This is a genomic window from Streptomyces sp. NPDC058198 (assembly GCF_042882605.1).
Lineage (GTDB): Bacteria > Actinomycetota > Actinomycetes > Streptomycetales > Streptomycetaceae > Streptomyces.
The window spans coordinates 710,508-731,466 of sequence record NZ_JBHVVP010000001.1 but is presented as its reverse complement, the minus strand read 5'-3'; the positions used below and the strand labels follow the sequence as shown (position 1 = coordinate 731,466).

Here is a 20,959-nt window from a genome sequence, read left to right as displayed (position 1 = left end):
GTATCCGACAGAACTCGAACACCTCTGTTTGACTTAATCCGAAGGGGTCGAACGTCATGACCGAATCCGTGGCCTCCACCAGACCGCCCCACAGCCCCGACCCACGACGCTGGAAGATCCTCGGACTCGTCGGCATCGCACAATTAATGCTGATCCTGGATGTCACTGTCGTAGCGATCGCCTTGCCCCACATGGGGGCGGAGCTCGGGCTGGAGCGCGAGACACTCACATGGGTAGTGAGTGGCTACACCCTTGCCTTCGGTGGCCTCCTCCTCCTCGGTGGTCGTGCGGCTGATCTGTTCGGTGCCCGCCGCCTCGCGCTCTTGGGGTTGGCACTGTTCGCCACTGCATCACTGATCGCGGGACTGGCCACCTCCGGACCCATGCTCTTGGGAGGTCGTGTCGCACAGGGCCTCGCCGCAGCAATCCTTTCCCCGGCAGCGCTGTCGCTGGTCGTCACCCTCTTCGAGGGCGATGAGCGGAACAAGGCGCTCGGAATCTGGTCTGCGCTCGGCGGCAGCGGCGCTGCTCTGGGAGTTCTCCTTGGCGGACTTCTCACGGCAGGACCGGGGTGGCCATGGGTCTTCTACATCAACGTCCCCGTGGGGCTCGTGGTGCTTCTGACGCTCCGTGCACAACTCCCGCCGCAGCCGCGCCCAGCCACGAGGAGTCGACTCGACATACCGGGCGCGGCATTGGTGACCGCAGCGACCGGCACTCTGACCTATGCCCTGATCAAGGCTGGGGATCAAGGGTGGGCCACCCTGACGACCGCGGCCTACTTCGTGGCTGCCGCGATCCTTTACGTAGCTTTCGTGGTTCGTCAGCGCCTGGCCGCGAGCCCCCTCATGGATCTCAGGCTGCTGATCCGTCGACCGGTAGCGGCCGGAACCCTGTTGATCCTCGTGGCCACCGCTTTGATGATCATGGTCTTTTTCCTCGGCACGTTCTATCTGCAGGACTATCGCGAGTACGGTGCGCTGGCCACTGGCCTGCTCTTCCTCCCAGTAGCCCTTTCGACGATGGCAGGGGCGAGCGCCGCGGGCCGGGTCATCGGCCGCACTGGACCTCGTACGCTCGGAGTGCTCGGACTTCTCGTCGCAGCCGTCGGCATGGCGGTCCCCGCACTCTGGGGCGGGACCACATCAATGGTGATCGGCGTCGCAGTTGCGGCCGCAGGCACCGGAGTGGTCTTTGTGGTCGCTTCCGCCACGGCATTGGGTCAGATCGAACCACACGAAGCCGGCTTGGCGTCTGGAATCGTCAGCACGTTCCATGAGTTCGGGGCCTCGCTCGGCGCCGCTGTCGTGTCGAGCATGGCCGCGGCAAGCATCGCCGGAACCGACGCCGCGGGCTTCTCGCGTGGCTTCGCGACAGGAGCGGTCGTCGCCACCGCGGCCGCTCTCCTGGCATTCTTCATCACGCCGAAGCCACGCTCCGAGTGAGCAAGTGCTGAGCATGGGCCGGTGGAAGCGTGGGCTCCCACCGGCCCCGGGTGCTCGCTCACGTGCGGCGTCATCTCCACGTTCCCGGCCACTGCTCCAGGGCCGCGCGCGTACGACACTCACGTCCAGCTCCTCGCACCATCAACTCACAGAGTCGCCTGGCGTGGCGGCACGCATCAGGACCGACAGCGGCACCTCCCACCGGTCGGTGACGACCGACAGCAGCCGCGTGAAGTCCTCAGCCCAGCGCGCGATCGTCGCCGAGTCAAAGAGGTCTGTGGAGTACTCAAAGATCATGTCGATACTTCCCTCCTGGGGCACCAGAACGATGTACAGCTCGTTGCGGGCGACATCAACGGTGGGCTCGCTCCGGATCTTCGCCGTCAGCCCGTCCATCTGGAGCGTGGGTGGCGGGGTGGTGACGACCGTGAACAGGACTGTGGGATAGAGCCTGTCCGTCTCTTGAGGCGCCAGTAGGCGGACAATTTCGTTCAATGTCAGCGCCTGATGGTCGAGGGCGTTGAAGAGGGTGTCTCCCAGGCTGTTGACGAGATCGGCGAACGTGGTGGCGTTGGAGATGCGGGCTCGTAGCAGAACGGAGTCCCCCAGCAGACCCACCACGTCCTCGTGTTCTTGGCGGCCGGCGCGGTTGGCACTTGAGGCGGCGAACACCACGTCGGAGGAGCCGTCGCGCATCCGGGCGGCCCATACCGCGAAGGTGGCTGCGAGCACGGTGTAGGGCGTGGTGCCGAGGCGCGAGGCGACCTCGGCGACGCGCCCCGTTACGGCACCTTCGACGAGCTGCTGGTGCAGGGCTCCTCTGCCGGAGAGCTCGGCTGGTCGGGGGCGGTCGGATGGCAGCTCCAGGCGCAGAGGGACATCACTGAGCTCAGCTTTCCAGAAGGCCTCGAGCTGGGCTCGGCGCGGGCCGCGGAGTTGTTCCGCCTCCCAGCGCGCGTAGTCCGTGAAGTGGGTGATGGGCGGGTCGAGGGGCTTGGCGCCCCCGTCGTTGTACAAGGCCTGAAGCTCGTTCCACAGAATGCTCATTGACCAGCCATCGCAGACCGCGTGGTGCAGAACAACCATCAGGACCCACTGGCTCTCGGCCGGCCTGCCGAGCCGGAAGCGGAACAGAGGCGCCCGGTCCATCCTGAACGGTTGCGTCGCCTCCGCCTGGCACCAGCGGTCGACAGCCGCTGCGTCGAGCCGGGTGAGGTCGTCGATGGGGACCTCGACCGGAACCTCCTGCAAGGTCTCGACCAGAAGCTCATCGTCGCGGCGCATGGCCCTGCTGCGCAAGGCACCGTGGCGTCGTACGAGTGCATCGAGCGCTCGGGTCAGGCCGGCCGGGTCCAGTTCACCTCGCAGGTCGATCCGGTGAGCGACGTTGTAAACGCTGGGGTCCGCGCGCTCGTGGTGGCGGCGCCACAGTCTGCGCAGCGTAGCGGGCATGGGGACAACATCCGCCGACAGCTCGGGGCCGGGGCCGGGGTCGATGCGGTGGGCGACGGCTCGGATCGTCGGCGCGCGGAAGAAGTCCGCCATGGACAGCGTGAAGCCCTGCTCCACGGCCAGCCTGTTCAACAACCGTACGGCGCTCAGAGAGTGGCCGCCGAGCTCAAAGAACGAGCGAGTGGCCGGCACGCTGCTCGCGTCCAATTCGGCGCACCACATTTCGTGGAGCGTCTTCTCCAATGGGGTGGACGGTCTTTCGTCCTCGTTCACCGGGCCGGCCCCTGCCTCAGGGGCGGGCAGTCGCCGACGGTCCAGTTTCCCGGCCGTGTTCACCGGCAGTCTGTCCAGCCACACCAGGTGCCTGGGCACGAGGTGGTCGGGAAGTTCGGCGGCCAAGTCGGCCCGCAGGCTTTTGGTGGGTTCCGGTCGGTCCGGAGTCGCGGGCGTGACGTACGCGACGAGTTCTGTCTCGCCGTGGCTGTCCCTGCGGGGCAGGACGACTGCGTCGCGGACGTGCGGCCGTCGTAGCAGAGCCTGCTGGACCTCGGCGGGTTCGACGCGGTGGCCTCTGACCTTGACCTGGTCGTCGATGCGTCCGAGATACTCGAGCGATCCTTCGGAGTTCCAGCGGGCCAGATCTCCGGTGCGATAGAAGAGCTCTCCCTTGCCGGTGGACCGGAAGACCGCGGCGGTCTCGTCGGGACGGCGATGGTAGCCGTACGACACTGCGGTGCCGCCCACGTAAATCTCACCTGCGACGCCCCATGGCACTTCGATGCCGGCGACGTCGAGCAACTTGATGCGCACGCCTGGAAGAGGAGTTCCGATGGGCGGGCGGGTGCCCCGGGTGGGGTCGACCCGGTGCGAGGTGGCGATGACAGAGGTCTCGGTCGGGCCGTACTGGTTGTACAGCGCACACTCCGGATGCGCGGCGAGGAACCGGAGGAACGCCGGGGTGAGTTGCAAGGCCTCTCCCGCCGAGAACAGTTCCCGAAGCGCCGGCAGGTGGGGACTGGTGTCGACCAGGTACTTCAGCGGGGTGCTGGGCATGAACATCCGCTGCACCTCGTGGCGTCGCAGCGTCTCGGCGAGTGCCACCGGATCGTGCCGCAGTTCATCGTCGACAAGCACGAGGGCCGCGCCGGATGCCAGGGTGGTGAAGATCTCCTGCACGCTCACGTCGAAGGCGGGCGATGTCCACTGGACGGTGCGCAGTGCCGGATACTGCTCGATATGCCGCAACACCAGGTTGACGGGGCCCCGGTGGGGCACAACAACACCCTTCGGGCTGCCAGTGGAACCCGAGGTGTAGATGCAGTAGGCGGGATCCTCGGCATGTACGTCATGGACTTCGGCATCCGGCGTGTGTTCCGGCTGACCCTCGCCGGAGGCCCGCTCCACCGTATGCACGCGCCACTGCTGGAGGGCGGTGTGTCTGCCTGCCGTGGCCTCATCCGTCAGCACAAGAGCGGGAAGGCCGTCGGCGAGTAAATGTTCGACGCGGGCCGATGGCAGGGACGCGTCGACCGGGAGATAGGCGGCCCCGCTCTTCAGCACCCCCAGCAGCGCCGTGATCAGTTCAGGGCCGCGCGGGAGAATCACCGCGACCCGTTCGCCGCGGCCAGCCCCTTGCGACCGCAGCCATCGCGCAAGACGGGACGCCCGCCGGTCAAGCTCGCTGTATGACACCTGCCCTGTATCGGTCAGAAGAGCTACAGCCTCCGGAGTCCGGTGCGCCTGCGCTTCGAACAATCCGTGCAGGGTCTCCTCGACGGTGGGCAGGAGCTCCAGCTGCCGGCCGAGCCGCGCCAAGCCCGTGTGATCGGCATCGGTGAGTACGGTGAGCGCGGTCAGCGGGGCTTCGGGCTCCGCGAGGGCCCGCCGCAGCACCTGCTCCATGTAGTCCACGAGCCGTCGCACGTCTCTCTCCGTGAACAGGTCCGTGTCGTACTCGGTTATGAGTCGCAGGCCCTCCCGGTGGTGCGTCAGGTAGAAGCTGAGGTCGAAGGGCGCGCGGTCAGAGGGCATGTCGACGAGCGTCGCGGCCAGCCTCGGCGGGTCGAAGTTCACCTCTCCCTCGTTCTCGTACTCCACCATCACCTGGAAGAGTGGGTTGCGGCTTGGATCCCGATGCGGATTGAGCTCGGAGACAATCTCGTCGAATGGGACGTCCCGGTGTTCGTAGGCAGCCGTGCTGCGTTCCTTCACCCGGCGCAGCAGCTCAGTGAATCCCGGGTCGCCGGTCAGATCGAGACGGAGGGCGACGGTGTCGAGGAAGAGGCCTATCTCGTCCTCAGCACCTTCCGGCCTGGCCGCCACGGCCGTTCCGACCACAATGTCCTGCTGCCCGCTGAACCGACCGAGCACGGCACCGATCGCGGCAGTCATCACCATGAAGAGAGTCGAACGCCGATCCCCGGCAAACTCCCTCAGTCGGGCAACCAATCGAGCGTCCAGCGTGTGGGTGAGGCTCCCGCCCGCGCCGGAGCGGACGGAAGCACGAGGCCGGTCCGAGGGCAGGGACACATCGGGTGCACCCTCCAGTTCGCGTCGCCAGAAGGCGAGCACTTCGGCCCTCCGGTCAGGGGCCACAACGGTTCCCCGATGTGGGACGAGCGGCGGAAGAACCGGGTTGCCGTCGAGCGAAGGACGGTAATGAGCGGCGAGCTCACGGGTGAAGACGACGGTGGACGACGAGTCGAAGACAATGTGATGGGCCAGCAGAAACAGGATGTGCCGTTCGTCCGAAAGCCGCAGAAGTCGGCAGGAGAACAGCGGTCCTGTCGTCAGGTCAAAGGCCCTGGCACCCTCGGCCCCCAAAACGGAGCGCAGCGCCTCCGCCTCGGTGGATCCCGTGTGGTCCTCCAGTGGGCAGTCGACCACAACGTCCTCGCGGGTCTCCTGGTACGGGACTCCGTCAACCGTGCCGAAGAGACAACGCAGAGCGGGTTGACGCGCGACGGTGCGCCGAACGGCCCACCGCAGCCTCGGCACATCCAACGGGCCGTCCAGCCGGATCGCCTTCGGCTCGTGGTACATGCTGGTGCCCGGGTACATCTGCTCCACAAGCCAGATCCGGCGCTGCGCGGGCAACAGGGGCCTTCGAATGGGCTCGAGGGCAGCCGCGGACGCCTGTTGTGTGCGAGCGCGGAGAGCGTCGATCGCAGGAAGCGCGGCAAGCACCTTGTCAGCGGGGATGCCAAAGTCCACGAAGCAAGCGATCTCGTCTGCCCCGGCTTGAATGAGCTGCCGTAGCGTTCCGGCCACCGACTCGGCGTCGCCGATCAGGGCACGCGAGGCGCAGTAACTCTCGTAGGCCCGGCTGAGCAGGAAGTCCACGTCCTCCTGAGGCGTGTTCTCCAAGTCGACTTCGAAGCCCAGGCTGTTGGTGACTTGGTCGAAGAGAGCCAGCGAAGAGCGCAGGTACGAGACGAAGGGCTGGTACGCCTCGGCGCGAGCGGTCTCGGCGTCCGCACCGAGATAGGTGTGTGCCAGGACTACGACCCGGCCCGCGGCGGGGTCGTGACCGTGCTCGGCTCGGGTACGCCGGTAGAGCGCGATGTTCTCGGCCAGCTGCTCGACCGACTGCGACATCAGGTTGGTGACGATGCCGAGTCCCTCGGCTGCGGCACGCCGATAGCTGTCGGGGTTGCCCACCACCGCTACGTACAGGGGTGGCATGTCCTGTACGGGGCGTGGCTGCAGTCGGATTTCGACGGGGTTGCCGTCTCCCGCGGCCATGGTGAGCGGTCGGCCCGACCAGAGCGTGCGTACCGTCTCCAGCCGCTCGTACATCGCCTCGCGATGCGCGCCGAAGATTTCCGGCGCCAGGGCGAAGTCCTTGGCGTGCCAGCCGCTCGCGAAGCAGAGGCCGACCCGGCCGCCGGAGAGGTTGTCGACGACCGACCACTCCTCCGCGACCCGCACCGGGTGGTGCAGAGGAAGGACGACTGAGCCGGCGTGCAGCCGAACCCTGCTGGTGCGGGCCGCAAGCGCGGCTGCGAGCACGGAAGGGTTGGGGAAGGGCGCACCGAACGAGTCGAAGTGCCGCTCGGGGAACCACAGGGCGTGGAAGCCGTGGCGGTCAGCGAATTCGGCGGCCTTCATGATCAGCCCGTAGGTGTCGGGTGTGCCGGTCTCGGGATAGTCACCGAAGAAGTAGAGGCTGAAGTCGCAGCCGCCGTGGTCGAGTTGGGCTGGTTCGGCCACTCGAAGCGGTGCGGGAGCCGCGGGAGGATCGTGCGGCATTGGGGCCGCGTTGGCTTGCGGGTTCCCAGCGGGGGCATGGATGCGTGGCGTGAGAACAGAGTCGGCTGGTACCGGCGTCGCCGTGGAAAGCATTTCAAGTTGACGGGACATCAGGCCCGTGACCTGGTCCATGAGCTGCCCGGCAAGCCGCAGCTGCTGCGTCACAACGTTTTGCAGGCCCGTTTCACGATCCGATTCCGGCTCCGGGATGGCATGCGGCGTCGCCTCGGGAGCTCCCGCCGGCAGCTCCTCCAACTGCAGCTCTTCGCCTTCCCTTTCCGCAGATGCCGTGTGGGGGACCGCCGGTCGCGGACCGCCGCCGAGTCGTACGACGAGTTCCGCGAGCTTGCGCGGACTGTCGGCATCGGCGAACAGCTCCCGAACGGGGATGCGCACTCCGTGGAGCCGCTGCAACTCGGTGGTCATGTTCATAAGGGTCAGAGAGTCAGCGCCCAGAGCGAAGAATGAACGGTCGGGCGCGACATCCTCCGGATCGACAGCCAGCTTCCGAGCTGTCAGCTCGCGGATATTGGCAGTGATCTCGTCCAGTGCCCCGCTGCTGACCTTCGGTGTCGGCACTGCGGCTGGTGCGGCCATTGTGAGCTCGGCTGCCGGAGACCACTCCTGCCCGCCGGCCGTGGCATTGAGAAGCGGGTAGCGGCGGCGCCTCAGGGGATGGCCGGGGAGCGGCACCCGGCCTCCCGCGCGAGATACCGCCTGCCAGTCGACCTCGGCTCCCCGACGATAGAACTCCCCCAGAGACACCAGGAAACCTCGCCACTGTTCGCGGCCTCCACCCTGGCCGGGCACCCAGCGGCTGTCAGGCAGACAGTGTCTGCCCAGACGGGTGAGTACATCGCCGCTGCCGATCTCCAGAAAGTCCGAGCAGCCTTCGCGGGCTGCTGTCGCTGTTGCCAAGTCGAAGCGGACTGGTTCCCGTGCCTGGCTTATGAGGTAGTCGGCTTCGACCGTCCAGCCCGCCGGACGTATCGAGCCGTCGAGGGTGCTCACCAAGGGAACACGCAGTGGGTGGAGTTCCAGGCGTTCCGCGCGGGAGCGCAGCTCGGAGAGCAGAGGGTCGAGCTCCGCCGAGTGAAAGGCTCGGTCCACGGGGACAGCACGCCACGAAATGTCCTCCTGGTCGAGGAGGCGACGCGCTTCGCTCAACACGTCCGTTGAGCCGGATACGACGTGGGAGAGCGGCCCGTTGACCGCGGCTAGTTCAGCGCCCGAGGCATGCGCTATGCGCAGGGCGGTCTTCGTATCGGCTCGTAGCGTCAGCATTCCCCCGGGTCGGCATTGCTGCTCCATCAGCCTGCCCCGCCAGGCGGTGATCCGCAGTCCGTCCTCGATGGACATGGCGCCGGCGGCGCACAGCGCCGCGTACTCGCCGACGCTGTGTCCGAGCAGGAGTGCGGGGCGGATTCCCACGGCGCGCCACAGCTCCGTAAGCGCCATCTGATGGGCGAAGAGGGCGGGCTGGCCGGTGCCGGTTGGCCAAACGGCGCCGGGGTGTCCCGTGGTCGTGTCCAGGAGCAGAGGGAGCAGGGGGCCGCCGAACTCCTCGGTGTAGACCCGGTCGCACAGGTTGAGGATCCTTCGGGCACCAGGATGCGCTTCGTAGATCTCACGCGCCATGCCTGGCCGAGCACTGCCCTGGCCTGCGAAGGCGAAAGCCTGCTTGGCGAGTGGACTGCCGTCGACGGCCGCGCTCTCCAAGGCCTGGGCGAGCTCTTCCGCCGTATGTCCCACCACGGCCGTGCGGTGCTTCCGATGGGGCCTGCCCAGAGCGAGAGTGGCGGCCACGTCCGAGGGTGCCAGGTCGGGTTGGTCCACCAGCCGACGTCGCAGGTCATCAACGAGCTCGGCCAGAGTCTCCGGGTCTCGCGCGGAAACAGGCACGAGCGCTGGATATCGGGCAGGGGGCGGGATGTCACGAGGCGGAGCCTCTTCCAGGATCACGTGTGCGTTGGTGCCTCCGGCGCCGAGCGCACTGACTCCTGCTCTGAGCGGCAGCCCCGGCCGCGCGGTCCAGGGTTTGAGTTCCGTGCCGAGCACGAATGGGCTGCCGTCGAGTGCCAGATCCGGATTGGCCCTGTGCAGGTGCAGCGTCGGTATGAGGGTGCGGTGCTTCAACATGAGGACTGTCTTGATCAGTCCTGCCATGCCGGCACAGCTGTCCAAGTGGCCTATAGCAGGCTTCACCGAGCCCAGAGTGCAGAAGCCCGTGAGCTCTGTTCCTTCACTGAAGGCTCGCGACAGCGCCTCGAACTCCACCGGGTCACCGAGCTGTGTACCGGTGCCGTGAGCCTCCACGTAGGTGACCGTGTCCGGCGGAGCCGCGGCTTTCCGCAGTGCCTGCCGCACGACCTCCACTTGGCCGGCCAGCCCGGGCGCGCTGAACCCGGCTTTGGCTGCCCCGTCGTTGTTGACCGCCGAGCCCACAATGACGGCGTGGACGGTGTCGCCGTCAGCGAGGGCGCGGTCAAGCCGCTTGAGCAGTACTGCGGCGACTCCGTTTCCGCCCACGGTGCCATCGGCATCCGCGTCGAAGGCCCGGCATCGCCCGGTCGGCGACAGGATGGAACCCGGGTGGCTGCGGTAGCCCGACTCCTGGGGGGTGTGTACGGCAGCGGCGCCCGCGAGGACCATGTCGGATTCGCCACTGATCAGCGACTGGGCGGCCAGGTGTACGGCGACCAGCGAGGTCGAGCACGCCGTCTGGACACCGATGGCGGGGCCGGTGAGGCCGAGCCGGTAGGAGACTCGGGTGGCGAGGAAGTCCGGTTGCCGCCCCATGACCGTAAGCAGCCCCGTGGCCGGGTCGCCGTCGGTGTCCGGTGATCCTTCCGGGGACGCGTTCTGGTGATCGTAGAGATTCATTCCGGAGCCCGCGAACACACCGACGCGGCTGTCGCGAGCTGAGACCGCGTAGCCGGCTTCCTCCAGGGCCTCGTGGCAGCATTCGAGGAAGAGCCGATGAGCGGGGTCGGTGAGCCCGGCCTCCCTGGGACTCATGCCGAAGAAGTCGGAGTCAAAACCCTCGATGTCTTCCAGAACACCCCCCACAGGGACATGGTCCGGCAGGGTTTCACGCCTCCGAAAGACACTGACGCTGTCCCTGCCTTCGCGGAGGTTCGCCCAGAACGCCTCGACCGACGGCGCTCCTGGAAAACGGGCGGACATTCCAATGACCGCGATCCGGTGGTCCGGCGCTTCGGCTGCCGCGGCTCTTCCCGAAGGCGCTTCTGGTACCGGGTCCGAGTCCCGGTCCACGGCCAGGGCCAGGGACGGTGTCAGTTGCGCGGCGGCCAGGTACGACGCGAGCGCGGAGACTGTCGGGTGCTCGAAGAAGGCGGTCTGCGGTATGGCATGGCCCAGACGCTGTTCCAGTCGCCCACGAAGTCGGGTAAGGGCAAGGGAATTCATCCCCAGCTCGTAGAAAGGCGTTTCAGTGTTCGGCGTGTGTCCGAGGAGTGCCGCGACGCTCTCCCGTACCGTCTCGAGCACCTCGCCCGGGGCAGCATCAAAGTCGCCTGCCAGCAGGCGGTCGCGTAGCTCAGTGCGGCGTATCTTCCCCGCCGGTGTGCGCGGGAACTCCGTTTCGACGACGGGTATGGCACGCACGACGGTGAGCCGGAGCCTGGCGAAAACGGCCGCCTTGATACGGCCGGCGGCGCGCTTGTCCGCGTCGGCGCTGCCGAGGCTGACGAAGAACACGACCAGAGACTCGCTGCCGGTGTCCGGATCGGGCACTCCGCAGGCGGCGATTCCGGACGCCGGGGCTTCCGGCACGGCGGCGACAACGTCCTCGACCTCATAGCAATAGACGTTGTGCCCGTTCACGATGATCAGATCCTTGCTCCGGCCGGTGATTGTCACCTGGCCGTCGGCGAGAAACGCCAGATCACCGGTGTCCAGCCAGTCCCGCCCGGCCGGGAAAGCAGAACGGTCGGCCTCGGCGTTCCTCACATATCCGCGGGTGATACGCGCGGCGGACCTCACCTGAAGCCTGCCGATCCGTTCCTCGGGAAGAACCTCTCCGCGCTGGTCGACGACGCGCACCTCCGCACGGTGTGCGGGCGCACCGACGGCGACGAAGGTCAGGATGTCCCGCTCCGGTGTGTCCTCGTCGGCATGGATGAGCCGCCCGCCCAAGCTGTCCTTGCGTATGCGCTGGACGGCTGCCGGACCGTCGAACATCCCGTAGGTAATGGCCGTGACCGTCTCTGCCATCCCCCATACGGGAACGAGGTGTTCCGCTCGTACACCGAACGGCGTCACGGCGGCGAGGAACCCCTTCATCACCTGGAGTGGGATCTGTTCCCCGCCGCACACGAGAGTCTTCATACCGCTCAAGTCCCAGGTGCGGTCCGGGCGCTCGCGGATCGCGTCGGTGATCAGCCGATAGGCGAAGGCCGGCGCCCAACTGTGGTTCGCCGCATGCTCGTCGAGCAGATCCAGCCAGCGGAGGGGCGCGGCCAGCACATAGCCGGGCGACGCGTGGACATTGGTGCAGCCGACGAACACCTCAAGGAGGTGGTAGAGCAGGAAGGCCCCGCTGTGGTCCACCGGAAGCCAGTTCACCGTCGTGTCATCGGGCTGGACGTCCAGGATCCGCCTACTGCTTGCCGCGAACTCCGCCAGCCCTTCGTGGGTAAGCTGTGCCGCCTTGGGTACGCCGGTGCTGCCCGAGGACAGCATCAGCAAGGCGACATCGGATCCCTCGGGCTCCTCATGGCTCTCGGACGGTGGATGACGCAGACAGTCCTCGGCGGCCACGGCCCGCAGGCTCGGGGCGGCTGCGGCCAGCGTGGCCGCGCCGGTGCGGTCCGTCACCACCAAGGGTGAACCCAGCAACTGACAGGTGTGACGGAGCCGTTCCAGGGTGGGAGCGCCCGGCTCGGCGCGTTCGGCAATGGCCACCGGCCTGGCGCCACCGAGCAGGCAGGCCCAGAAGGCCGGGAAGAAATCAGAAAGCGGCAGTCCGACGAGCACGATGTCGGCACCGGGGCGCAGGCCCTGCTCACGCAGGCCAGTGAGCATGCGACGGGCCTGGGACAGCAGATCGGGATAGAGCAGCGTACTCGTACGGCCGTCGTCCCCGACGGTGATGACTCCCGCGTCGGGAAAGCGATCCGCCGCACGCAGGAGAGCACTGACCGCATTCAGCGGATCGTCGTCGGTGAATTTTAGTTCGGGCCCTCGGTAATAGGCTTCCTTGGGCGTTCGGTCCATGAGTGTGCGCTCCTTCTCGTCATGCTAGTTTTCGGCCTGCCTGGCGACGGGCGGCGAGAGATGTGAGGAGTAGTGCCAGCGCTCCGCAGAAGGCCAGTCCGTGGAAGACACCCACGACCGCGAGTGCTGTCCACAGGTCGAGCGCGGCTGCCGCGGCCACCATGCCGAGAGCGAATCCGCAGGTCTCCGCCGTGGCGGACAGGCCGAACAGACGACTTCGTTCCCGGTCCGGTGCTGCTTGGAGCCGCGAGGTGTAAACGATCTCTGTGAATCCATCCGCGATTCCCGCGAGGCAGACGATGGCCATGAGCAGGAGGGGCGTCGCAATGCCAGTGAAGGCCAGTACGAAGCACAGCGACATGGCACAGGTACCGCCCGCGAGCGCACGGACGCCCCATCGGCCCTCCATACGGGAGGCCTGCCGGCCCTTCAACAGCTGGTGGGCCACCAAGGTGCCTACTGCCCAGGAGGCCCAGAACTGGGTCATGAACGCGGCCGGATTCTCCGGCGCGCGAAGAGCGGCCACCACGGGAAGCGCAACGTTGTGGGAGGACGACGCCAGCGCGTCGACACCTCTGAGCAGAATCAGGCCGAGCAGCAACGCCGGTACCGCGGCCCAGATCCGCCGGACGGCGACGTGGTGCGGCTGCACGGACCCCTGCGGAAGGGACGTGGCTTCATCGGTCCGGTCTTCGTCGATCGGGAGGCGCAGGAGGAGTATCACCGCCGCGGACACCAGGAAACTGGCGGCGTTCACGGCGAATGCGGCGCCGTGGCCCGCGAGCCCTATGACGGGTGCGGCGGAGGCGAAGCCGGCCAAGGTGGCCAGGGAACGCGCCGTCGCCAGGCGGCCGTTGGCGCGCACCCGTGCCTCGGAGCCCACCATCACCGGAACCGCACTGCGCAGAGCGACAGTGAAGAAGGTGTTTCCGGCTCCGAGCACGATCACGACGGCGGCCAGCAACCCTTCGGAGGCCGATCGGACACACAGCGCGAGAACCACCATGGCCGCCGCCTGACAGACATCCGCGAGGACCATCAACCGCCTGCGGCCGACCCTGGCCGCCAGCGCGCCGGCGGCCAGTCCGGCCAGGAAGCCGGAGAACAACCGCAGAGCCATGAGCAGTCCCAGACCGAGCCCGCTGCCCGTGACCTCGTAAGTGAACAGACTCAGCGCGATGAGGTTGAGATAGTTTCCGTAGGAAGACACCGCGTAACCGGCGACAAGCGCTCCCGCGTGCCTCGGGAGTGGGGGCGGGGGCGGGCGGGGGACCTCGTGCGCGGGTTCCGAGCGCTGGTTGACCAAAGCTGCCCGTCGTAATACTTGACGAACCATCACTAAATTTCAGAGCTCCGCGTTCGGCGGTCTACACGCTTGAGGACAGGACATCGCGTCGGCGGAAATCAGTGACCGGTAACTCGATGCGCCGGTCGATCCTGTCCTGTTCCCAGGTCCGGGTGTCGATCAGCCACCACCGGTCCACTTCGATCAGGTAGATCCGATGCTCAGCCGGCGCCCGCAGCGACGACTGCGGAAGCATCCACTGCGCACGCTCCCGCTCGTCCGGGAGGACGGCTTCGTAGAAGACGGAGTGGTACCGGTCCAGATCAGTGGCGGCTATCTCCGAGCACGTCCCGGTGAACTGGGCGCCGTCGACCGCCGCGATGTCCAACCCCGTATGGCCGCCACTGAGAAAGAGCGATCCGCTGATCCGGGGTGAGGACGCGATGTCGCGACTGTGTTGGGAACTGGTCGCTGAGCCGAACAGGAAGCGCAGCGGCTCGTCGAGCCAGGCGTACTCCAGTGTCGCCACCCATGGGCGGCCTCCCGGGGACACAGTGGCCAGGTTCAGGTATCGCGCCTCGTTGAGGAGTCGCCGCGTCCGGTCGGCCATGCTCTCCAGGTCCGCCGCGGTGACGTGCGGTGGCAAGGGGTGGGTACTGTCGGGCATCCGAATCTCCAGGGGTTGCGGGCAGGCTGAGCGACGCCACCTTCCGGGGCCGTCGGGAGGTGACCTGCGCCGGTCAGCCCGTTGAGGGGCGACCGGCGCAGGACGTTCATCCGCACGCGGCTACGTGTGGCGAAGGAATACGGGCAGCGCGGTGATGCCGTTTCCGATGAAGGTGTGCTCAGGATCGGTCTCGTCAGGCTTGATGGCGAGTTCGAGCTGAGGGAACCGGTCGAACAGCGCAGGCAGGGCCACTCGGGCTTCAAGACGTGCGAGATGTGAGCCGGGGCAGAAGTGCGCGCCGAGCCCGAAGGCGAGGTGGTCCTTGTCCGCTCGGTCGATGTCGAAGGCACCCGGGTCGTCATGGACGCCGGGGTCGCGGCCATGGGCTCCGTAGCAGATCAAAATGGCGTCGCCGGCCCGGATGACGACCCCTTCGCCGAGGTCGATGTCTTCGATGGCCCATCGCATCGGCAGATGCATGACCGGACAGTGGACACGCAGTGACTCCTCGATAGCGTCGTTCCACCGGGCGGGTTGGGCTCGCAGGGTGCGCAGTTGTTCCGGATGGGCGAGGAGTTCGCGCACCGTGTGATCGATGAGGTTGATGGTGGTCGTACTCCCCCCACCGAGCATCAGGAGCAGTGTTGATATCAACTCGTGTTCGGTGAGTGGGTCGTTGCCCTCCTCACGTGCCGCGAGGAGGAAACTGGTCAGGTCATCCCCCGGATCCTGGCGCTTGGTGTCGATAAGGGTGCGCATCGTTGAGACCAAGTCATTGTTGATCGCGAGCGACTCCTCCTCGCTGACGTCGGTCTCTCCGACGGCCACGAACAGGCGCAGAACCTGGGCTCGCTGGTCGGCCGGCACGCCGAACAGTTCGCAGATCATTTCGGTCGGCACAGGGTAGGAGAAGACTGCGTGCAGGTCCACGGCTTCGTCGCCCGGCCGTGACTCCAGTTCGTCGAGGAGCCGGGCGATGATGGCTTCGATCTGTGACCGCATCGCCTCGACGCGTCGGGGGGTGAACGCGGGCGTGATCAGCTTGCGCAGCCGGGCGTGGTCCTTGCCCTCCGCGGTGGCCATGGAATCCACGTCCACCCACGGGGACAGCCAGGGCACGGACCCCGGCTCGTAGCTCGGTACGTTCTTCTTGAGGTTCCGGGAAACGCCCGGGTGCGTCAGCAGCAGCCTGACAACATCTCCCCGGGTGACCGACCAGGCCCCGACTCCTTCGGGCAACTGGACGGGGACAGCGGGCCCCATCTCGCGCAGACGGTCGACTTGTTCGTACATGCACCGGCCGCCCGAGCTGTCGAGGGCCGTGGTGGAGGGCGTGCTGAAAGCAATCATGTGTACCCCTTGCCGCTAGCTGGTTCACGAAGTTCGGTGCGGTGCCGTGCGGGATCCGGTGGAGGGCATCAGTGGGAAATGACGTCCTTGGTGAGGGAGTTCCAGAACGCGGTCTCGTAGGCATGGACCATCCGCGCGGTCCGCAGGGCATCGGCGGGTGCGTCGCCCGCGGAGAGGCCTTCCTTCAGCGTGGCGGCTGCCTGGTCCAGGAGCTCCTGCGGTGTGTCCGCGAAGAAGAGGAAGTGCTCGACCGACTCCTCACTGAACCCGTACTGGGACCGCAGCGCGTCGGCGGTGCGGGCGTACTGACGTCCCGACTCCTTTACGTTGCTGAGCAGTGCAAGGGCCATGTCGCTGCGTGTGCCGAAGAGCGCGGTCTGCGTCAGGTAGGCCGGGTAGGCCTGGGCGAGCGGTCTCGGCTCGTGGGCCGCCAGCTGCTGTTCATCCAGGCCGAGCGCGGCGGCGAAGTCCAGGAGCAGGCGAAGGGCCTGCCCTTCCCCGTCCGCCATCGCGAGGAAGAGATCACCGGCCGGCGGGGACGGGAAGCGGCACGCCAGCAGCGCGAAGCTGCGCCGGTCGCTGAGCACGAGGCGGTACAGCTCACCGGCCAGTGAGCCAAGTATTTCCTTGGGCAGCCGGCCTGCTTCCAACAGATCCAGGAATCGGTTGTCCGCCGGCTGTTCGGCCATCTCCTGCTGCGCCGACTTGATCAGGTTGGTGACGTTGTCGTCCATGGAACGCTCCTTGCCGTGGTCGGTTTCAGCCGGCGGGCCCGCCTGCCGGGACGGTGCGGCGCAGATTCGGACCTGTTGCCGGACCGGGCTTCGGTTCCGCGATCCAGGGGCCGTCGACGGAGCCGTCGATAACGCCTTCCTCCAGCCATGTGAAGCGGGCTTCGAGCACGTGGCGGGCGACCATGCGATCAACGCCGTCAGTGTTGTTCGTCAGCCGCTCGAACAGCTCTGAGACCCGTCGCCCGGCCTGGGAGCAGAAGGCATCGGCGAGTTGGGCCGGTGCGTCGCCCTGGTCCGTCAGGGCCTCCGCGTAGACCCAGCTCGCGCTCATGGCGTACAGCTCGGCTCCGATCTCGACGATCCGGCCCAGGTGGCGCTGGCGGTTGTCGAGTTCGGTGTCGGGTTGATCCGTGAACTCGCCGACCAGCCGGGCCAGTCGGCGCGCGGCCCGGTCGACGAAGCGCTTGTGCCCGGCCAGCGGATCCGCGTCGTCGCCATCGGCATCCTGCCGATCCACTCCGTCGGCGGCTGCTGACGTCGTTTCCTCAGCGCGGTGGCGTTCAACCACAGCCGCGGCGATGAAGGTTCTCAAGGCCTCAGTGGAGCCGTCGAAGATCCGACCGATCCTCAGATCGCGCAGAAGTTGCTCTGCCGGAACACCACGCTCGCCCCGGGCCACCGCTGACTGAGCCGTCTCGTATCCCCGGCCGCCCCGGATCTGCACCAGTTCGTCGGCGACCAGCCATGCCCGCTCCGACGCGAAGAGCTTCGCCAGCTCGGCGTCAAGCCTGGTGTCATTGCCGCCCAGGTCCGCGAGGCGTCCGGAGACCTCGACCATCGCCTCCAGCGCGAACGCGGTGGCCGCGATGAATGACAGCTTGCCCCCGACTGCCTCCTGCTCGCCGATCGGCCGTCCCCACTGAACCCGAGCTCCGGCCCACTCGCGGGCGACCTTCAGGCTCCACTTCGCGGCGGCGGCACACACAGCCGGCAGCGAGAGCCGACCGGTGTCCTGCGCCGCAAGGGCTATGTCCAGGCCCGCGCCCTCGTCACCGATCCGGTTGCCCGCCGGGACGACGACCTCGTGCAGGCGGATGACACCGTTCTCAAGGCCGCGAAGACCGAGGAAGGAGCTGCGGTGCTCCACCGTCACGCCGGCGGAGTCGGCCTCCACCACGAACACGGTCATCCCGCCGGGACCGTCGTCCGAGGCCGGCACCATCGCCATCACCACGAGCAGGTCCGCGATGACCCCGTTGGTCGTCCACAACTTCACGCCGTTGAGCGTGTACGTGCCCGATGCCCTGTCCGGGACGGCGGTGGTGTGCATCCGGTAGGGGTCATTGCCGATGTCCGGTTCGGTGAGGGCAAAGGCGGAGATCTCGCGCACGCAGCGCGGCAGGAACTCGCGCTTTTGCTTGTCGGTGCCGAACAGTGTGACTGGTTGCGGCAGTCCGATGGCCTGGTGTGCCGCGAGCAGTTCACCCAGGGCCGAGTGGACGGTGGTGACGATCATCAGCGCCCGGAGGTAGCAGAGGCCGGACAGGCCGAGCCCGCCGTATTTCCGTGGGATCTTGATGCAGAAGGCACCGATGTCCTTCAGCCCCTCGATCACCTCGTCCGGGATGCGGTCCTCCGTTTCGATGAGGTGGCCATCGATTCTCTTCTCGCAGAACTCCCGCAAACGGGCGAGGAACTGCTCGTCCTCGTCATCAAGACGCCTCGGGTCGCCGGCGGGCATGCTGAGGAGGCCGGTGCGGAGCCGTCCGAGGAACAGCTCCGCACCGAAGCTCGGCGCCGTCACTGGGCCGCCGTGGGAACGGCCTCGATGATGGACAGCGGCCCTGCGGCACCGAGCCGCACGGACCGTACGGTGAAGCCCGTCTCCTTGAGCATGGCCCGGAACTCGCTCTCGGTTCGCTCCCGTCCACCGGTGTTGACGAGCATGTTCAGATCGGTGAAGAACATGATCGGCTGATCCATGGAGGCCGTCTCGGGGAGCACGGAACCCACGATCAGGAGGGTGGCGGACTCAGGCATCTGTGCCCGGCAGGAGCGGAGCAGGGCCCGGGAGTCCTCATCGCTCCAGTCCTGGAAGACGCTCTTGATGATGTAGAGGTCGCCGTCGGTGGGGATGTCCTGGAAGAAGTCGCCCGGCCGCGCCTCGCAGCGGTCCGAGATGCCCGCCTTCTGGAGGACCTCGGGTGCCTCGGCCACGCCGCTGGGGCTGTCGAACACGATCCCCTGGAGGTGGGGCTGGAGTGGCAGGATGGCCGCCAGGAGGGTGCCGTCGCCGCCGCCGAGATCCACCACCTTCTTGGTGCGCGAGAAGTCGTACCCGGTCGCGAGCTGCGCCGCCGCGATCCTCGACTCCTCACTCATTGCCTCGTTGAACAGCCTGTTGGCCTCGCCTTGGTCGGCGACGTAGCTGTAGAAGTCCTTGCCGTACACGTGGTCGAACGCCCGCTCCCCGGTGGTGACCGCGTGGCCGAGGCCTTGCCACGCGTTCATGAGGATGGGGTGGCAGAACATCCGGGAGAAGGCGCGCAGGGAGTCGGGAGAGTCGGAGCGCAGCTGGGCGCCGACCTCCGTCAGCGCGAAGCGGCCCGGCTCGGGCTCGGTGGTGAGCCCGACCGCCGTCAGTGTGCGCAGCAGGCGCCGCAGCGACGGCTCGTGCGTCCCGCTCTCGGCCGCCAGCTCTTCGCTGCCCCGCACATCGTCCTTGATCAGGTCGGCTATCCCCAGCTCGGCCGCCACACCGATCGAATGGGCGGTCATGTATCCGCCGATCCGCTCGATCAGCGCAGCTCGCAGACGCACCTTCTCGGCAGGGTTCTTCGACACCGCAGTCATCGGGATTCGTCCTCCGTGGTCGATCGTCAAAGGGACCGGGTCGGTCCGGGATAAGAGATGTTCGGAGTGCTCGGGTGTTTGGGTGTTCAGGCGTCCTGGGGCCGACCGGAGAGCCGGTGCCGGACCCAGACGTTGGGCTCGATGTAGACGGCGTGATCGTGCTCGACGTCCACGACGACCGGACTCAGTGCGCCGGGCACGTCGACGGGGCCGCTGGTGTCGAACGGCAACTCGGTCCAGTCGCGCCACTGCGCCAGGCTGCCGGAGATCGTCATCGACACCGGGCAGACCTTCAGCACCTGGCCGCCCGCACGTACATGCACACGCAGCCAGGGGTCTTCGGGCAGCCCGTCAGGACGCGTACGCTCGGCGTATTCGCCCATCGAAAGCTGCGGTCGGGTGTGTTTGAGGCTGGGCCGCACCGGTGCCACCATGTCGCCGTAGCCCATACGCCGCCCATGGTCCTTGAGGGCCTCCAGGGCCCGTCCGGATAGGTTCTGTGCCTTGCGGCCGGGAACCACGGCGATCTCCATCGCGCACAGTGTGTTGAGTTCGTGACCGGAGTAGGTGTCACTCATGCACTGGCGAAGCGCCTCGTCCCAGCCCGTGTCGGGCAGGGTGTCCGGCTCGCCGTCCCAGGCGAGTGGCACGCTGGCCGCGCGGGCGACGACCGTGTTCTCGTCGTCGAACACCACAAGCTGGTGTCGGGCGTGCCGCTCGAATACCCAGTGGATCAAGGTCGGATCGGGGCGGATGTATGCCGGCCAGGACGATTCCATCGTCAGCATCGCCAATTCCAGTTCGGGCCGTTCGGCGAGACTGGTGACGTGCAGTTCGGAGCCGACAGTGCTGCTGGGCATGGCAGATCTCCTGAAGTGATGTCGTGCCGCGTCGGTGTCAGTCGGCGAGTCGACGGGCGGGCTTCGGGCCGGTGGGGAGAGTCGAGCCCTGGTGAGGGGTGCGAAGCAGTTCGAAATACCGCGACCGGGGGACGGGGCGCGCCCCGATCAGCCTCGCGTGGTCGCCGTCGTGCTGGACGTCGATGGCGACACCGCCGACTTCCGCGAACCGTCGTGTCAGCTCGGCGACGGCGACTTTGCCCGCCCCGCTGCGCAGGGTGAACTGCGAGTCGGCGCTGAAGACTGCTCCGATCCGCACGCCGAAGGTGCCTCCGATGAGCTCACCGTCGTCCCAGACCTCCACGCTGTGTGCGTATCCGCACTCGTGCAGGCGGCACATGCTGGCGAGCAGCTCGTCGGTAAGCCATCGCTCGGAGCGGCCCTCCCGGCACTGGGAGGCGACTCGCTCGAAGCAGACGTCGACAGTGGTTGTCCAGCTCGTTTTGCTGCGCAGATGCCGGCGCAGGCTGCGCTGGACGCGGGCCTGGTCCACGAGAATGAGCGGCCGTGGGTCCGGTGAGCACCAGGCGACCGCGTAGGGCTCCTTGGAGCCGGCGAGCAGCTTCACCCGACCTGCCGCCACCTCGGGCTCGTAACGCATCTCGTTGAGGAACTGGTGCTCGATGGTGTCGGCGGGGAACGGATACAACCCCTGCCGATAGGCGCTGAGCAGACTCTGGGGGCGAAGGTCGTCTCCGAACGCGACCGGCCCGTCGACGGGGGCGGCTGTCAGGTCCATGAATTCCCAGGCCGACTTGGGCCGAGGCAGACTCGCGATCAACATG

At 67.2% G+C, this 20,959-nt stretch carries 10 protein-coding genes; 1 reads left to right on the top strand and 9 read right to left on the bottom strand.

Annotation, left to right across the window (positions count from 1 at the left end; translation table 11 throughout):
• Positions 1–56 precede the first annotated feature (56 nt).
• On the top strand, positions 57–1,445 hold the full coding sequence (locus ACFVWW_RS03200) for an MFS transporter (RefSeq protein ID WP_386875627.1): 1,389 nt from the start codon (positions 57–59) through the stop codon (positions 1,443–1,445).
• A 141-nt stretch (positions 1,446–1,586) separates the two neighbouring features.
• On the opposite strand, the gene ACFVWW_RS03195 is transcribed toward ACFVWW_RS03200, so the two are convergent.
• The 9 genes from ACFVWW_RS03195 to ACFVWW_RS03155 form a co-directional block, all read right to left on the bottom strand.
• On the bottom strand, positions 1,587–12,386 hold the full coding sequence (locus tag ACFVWW_RS03195) for an amino acid adenylation domain-containing protein (protein ID WP_386875625.1): 10,800 nt from the start codon (positions 12,384–12,386) through the stop codon (positions 1,587–1,589).
• Positions 12,387–12,405: 19 nt separating this feature from the next.
• Positions 12,406–13,692, bottom strand: a complete 1,287-nt coding sequence (locus tag ACFVWW_RS03190; protein WP_386875623.1) for an MFS transporter — start codon at positions 13,690–13,692, stop codon at positions 12,406–12,408.
• A 61-nt stretch (positions 13,693–13,753) separates the two neighbouring features.
• A complete protein-coding gene (locus ACFVWW_RS03185) occupies positions 13,754–14,338 on the bottom strand; it encodes a pyridoxamine 5'-phosphate oxidase family protein (protein WP_386875622.1) in 585 nt (194 codons plus the stop codon).
• Positions 14,339–14,458: 120 nt separating this feature from the next.
• Entirely contained in the window at positions 14,459–15,421 is a 963-nt protein-coding gene (locus ACFVWW_RS03180; RefSeq protein ID WP_386875620.1) for a cytochrome P450, read from the bottom strand.
• A 335-nt stretch (positions 15,422–15,756) separates the two neighbouring features.
• Positions 15,757–16,422, bottom strand: coding sequence for a hypothetical protein (locus tag ACFVWW_RS03175; protein WP_386875618.1), 666 nt, complete (start codon positions 16,420–16,422; stop codon positions 15,757–15,759).
• 25 nt (positions 16,423–16,447) lie between these two features.
• Complete coding sequence (locus ACFVWW_RS03170) at positions 16,448–18,163, bottom strand: acyl-CoA dehydrogenase family protein (protein ID WP_386875616.1); 1,716 nt, start codon at positions 18,161–18,163, stop codon at positions 16,448–16,450.
• A 59-nt stretch (positions 18,164–18,222) separates the two neighbouring features.
• A complete protein-coding gene (locus ACFVWW_RS03165; protein WP_386875614.1) occupies positions 18,223–19,275 on the bottom strand; it encodes a methyltransferase in 1,053 nt (350 codons plus the stop codon).
• 86 nt (positions 19,276–19,361) lie between these two features.
• The gene (locus ACFVWW_RS03160) at positions 19,362–20,135 is read right to left on the bottom strand and encodes an N-acetyltransferase (protein ID WP_386875612.1); all 774 of its coding nucleotides are present in this window, start codon (positions 20,133–20,135) and stop codon (positions 19,362–19,364) included.
• A gap of 37 nt (positions 20,136–20,172) precedes the next feature.
• Positions 20,173–20,958, bottom strand: coding sequence for a leucyl/phenylalanyl-tRNA--protein transferase (locus ACFVWW_RS03155; RefSeq protein WP_389679145.1), 786 nt, complete (start codon positions 20,956–20,958; stop codon positions 20,173–20,175).
• Position 20,959: the final 1 nt, after the last annotated feature.

Bases quoted from the DNA above. Each gene is read 5' to 3' on its own strand.
- ACFVWW_RS03180 (WP_386875620.1), bottom strand. From the start codon at position 15,421: ATGGCCACCGCGGAGGGCAAGGACCACGCCCGGCTGCGCAAGCTGATC.
- ACFVWW_RS03170 (WP_386875616.1), bottom strand. From the start codon at position 18,163: ATGCCCGCCGGCGACCCGAGGCGTCTTGATGACGAGGACGAGCAGTTC.
- ACFVWW_RS03175 (WP_386875618.1), bottom strand. From the start codon at position 16,422: ATGGACGACAACGTCACCAACCTGATCAAGTCGGCGCAGCAGGAGATG.
- ACFVWW_RS03160 (WP_386875612.1), bottom strand. From the start codon at position 20,135: ATGCCCAGCAGCACTGTCGGCTCCGAACTGCACGTCACCAGTCTCGCC.
- ACFVWW_RS03155 (WP_389679145.1), bottom strand. From the start codon at position 20,958: ATGTTGATCGCGAGTCTGCCTCGGCCCAAGTCGGCCTGGGAATTCATG.
- ACFVWW_RS03195 (WP_386875625.1), bottom strand. From the start codon at position 12,386: ATGGACCGAACGCCCAAGGAAGCCTATTACCGAGGGCCCGAACTAAAA.
- ACFVWW_RS03185 (WP_386875622.1), bottom strand. From the start codon at position 14,338: ATGCCCGACAGTACCCACCCCTTGCCACCGCACGTCACCGCGGCGGAC.
- ACFVWW_RS03200 (WP_386875627.1), top strand. From the start codon at position 57: ATGACCGAATCCGTGGCCTCCACCAGACCGCCCCACAGCCCCGACCCA.
- ACFVWW_RS03165 (WP_386875614.1), bottom strand. From the start codon at position 19,275: ATGACTGCGGTGTCGAAGAACCCTGCCGAGAAGGTGCGTCTGCGAGCT.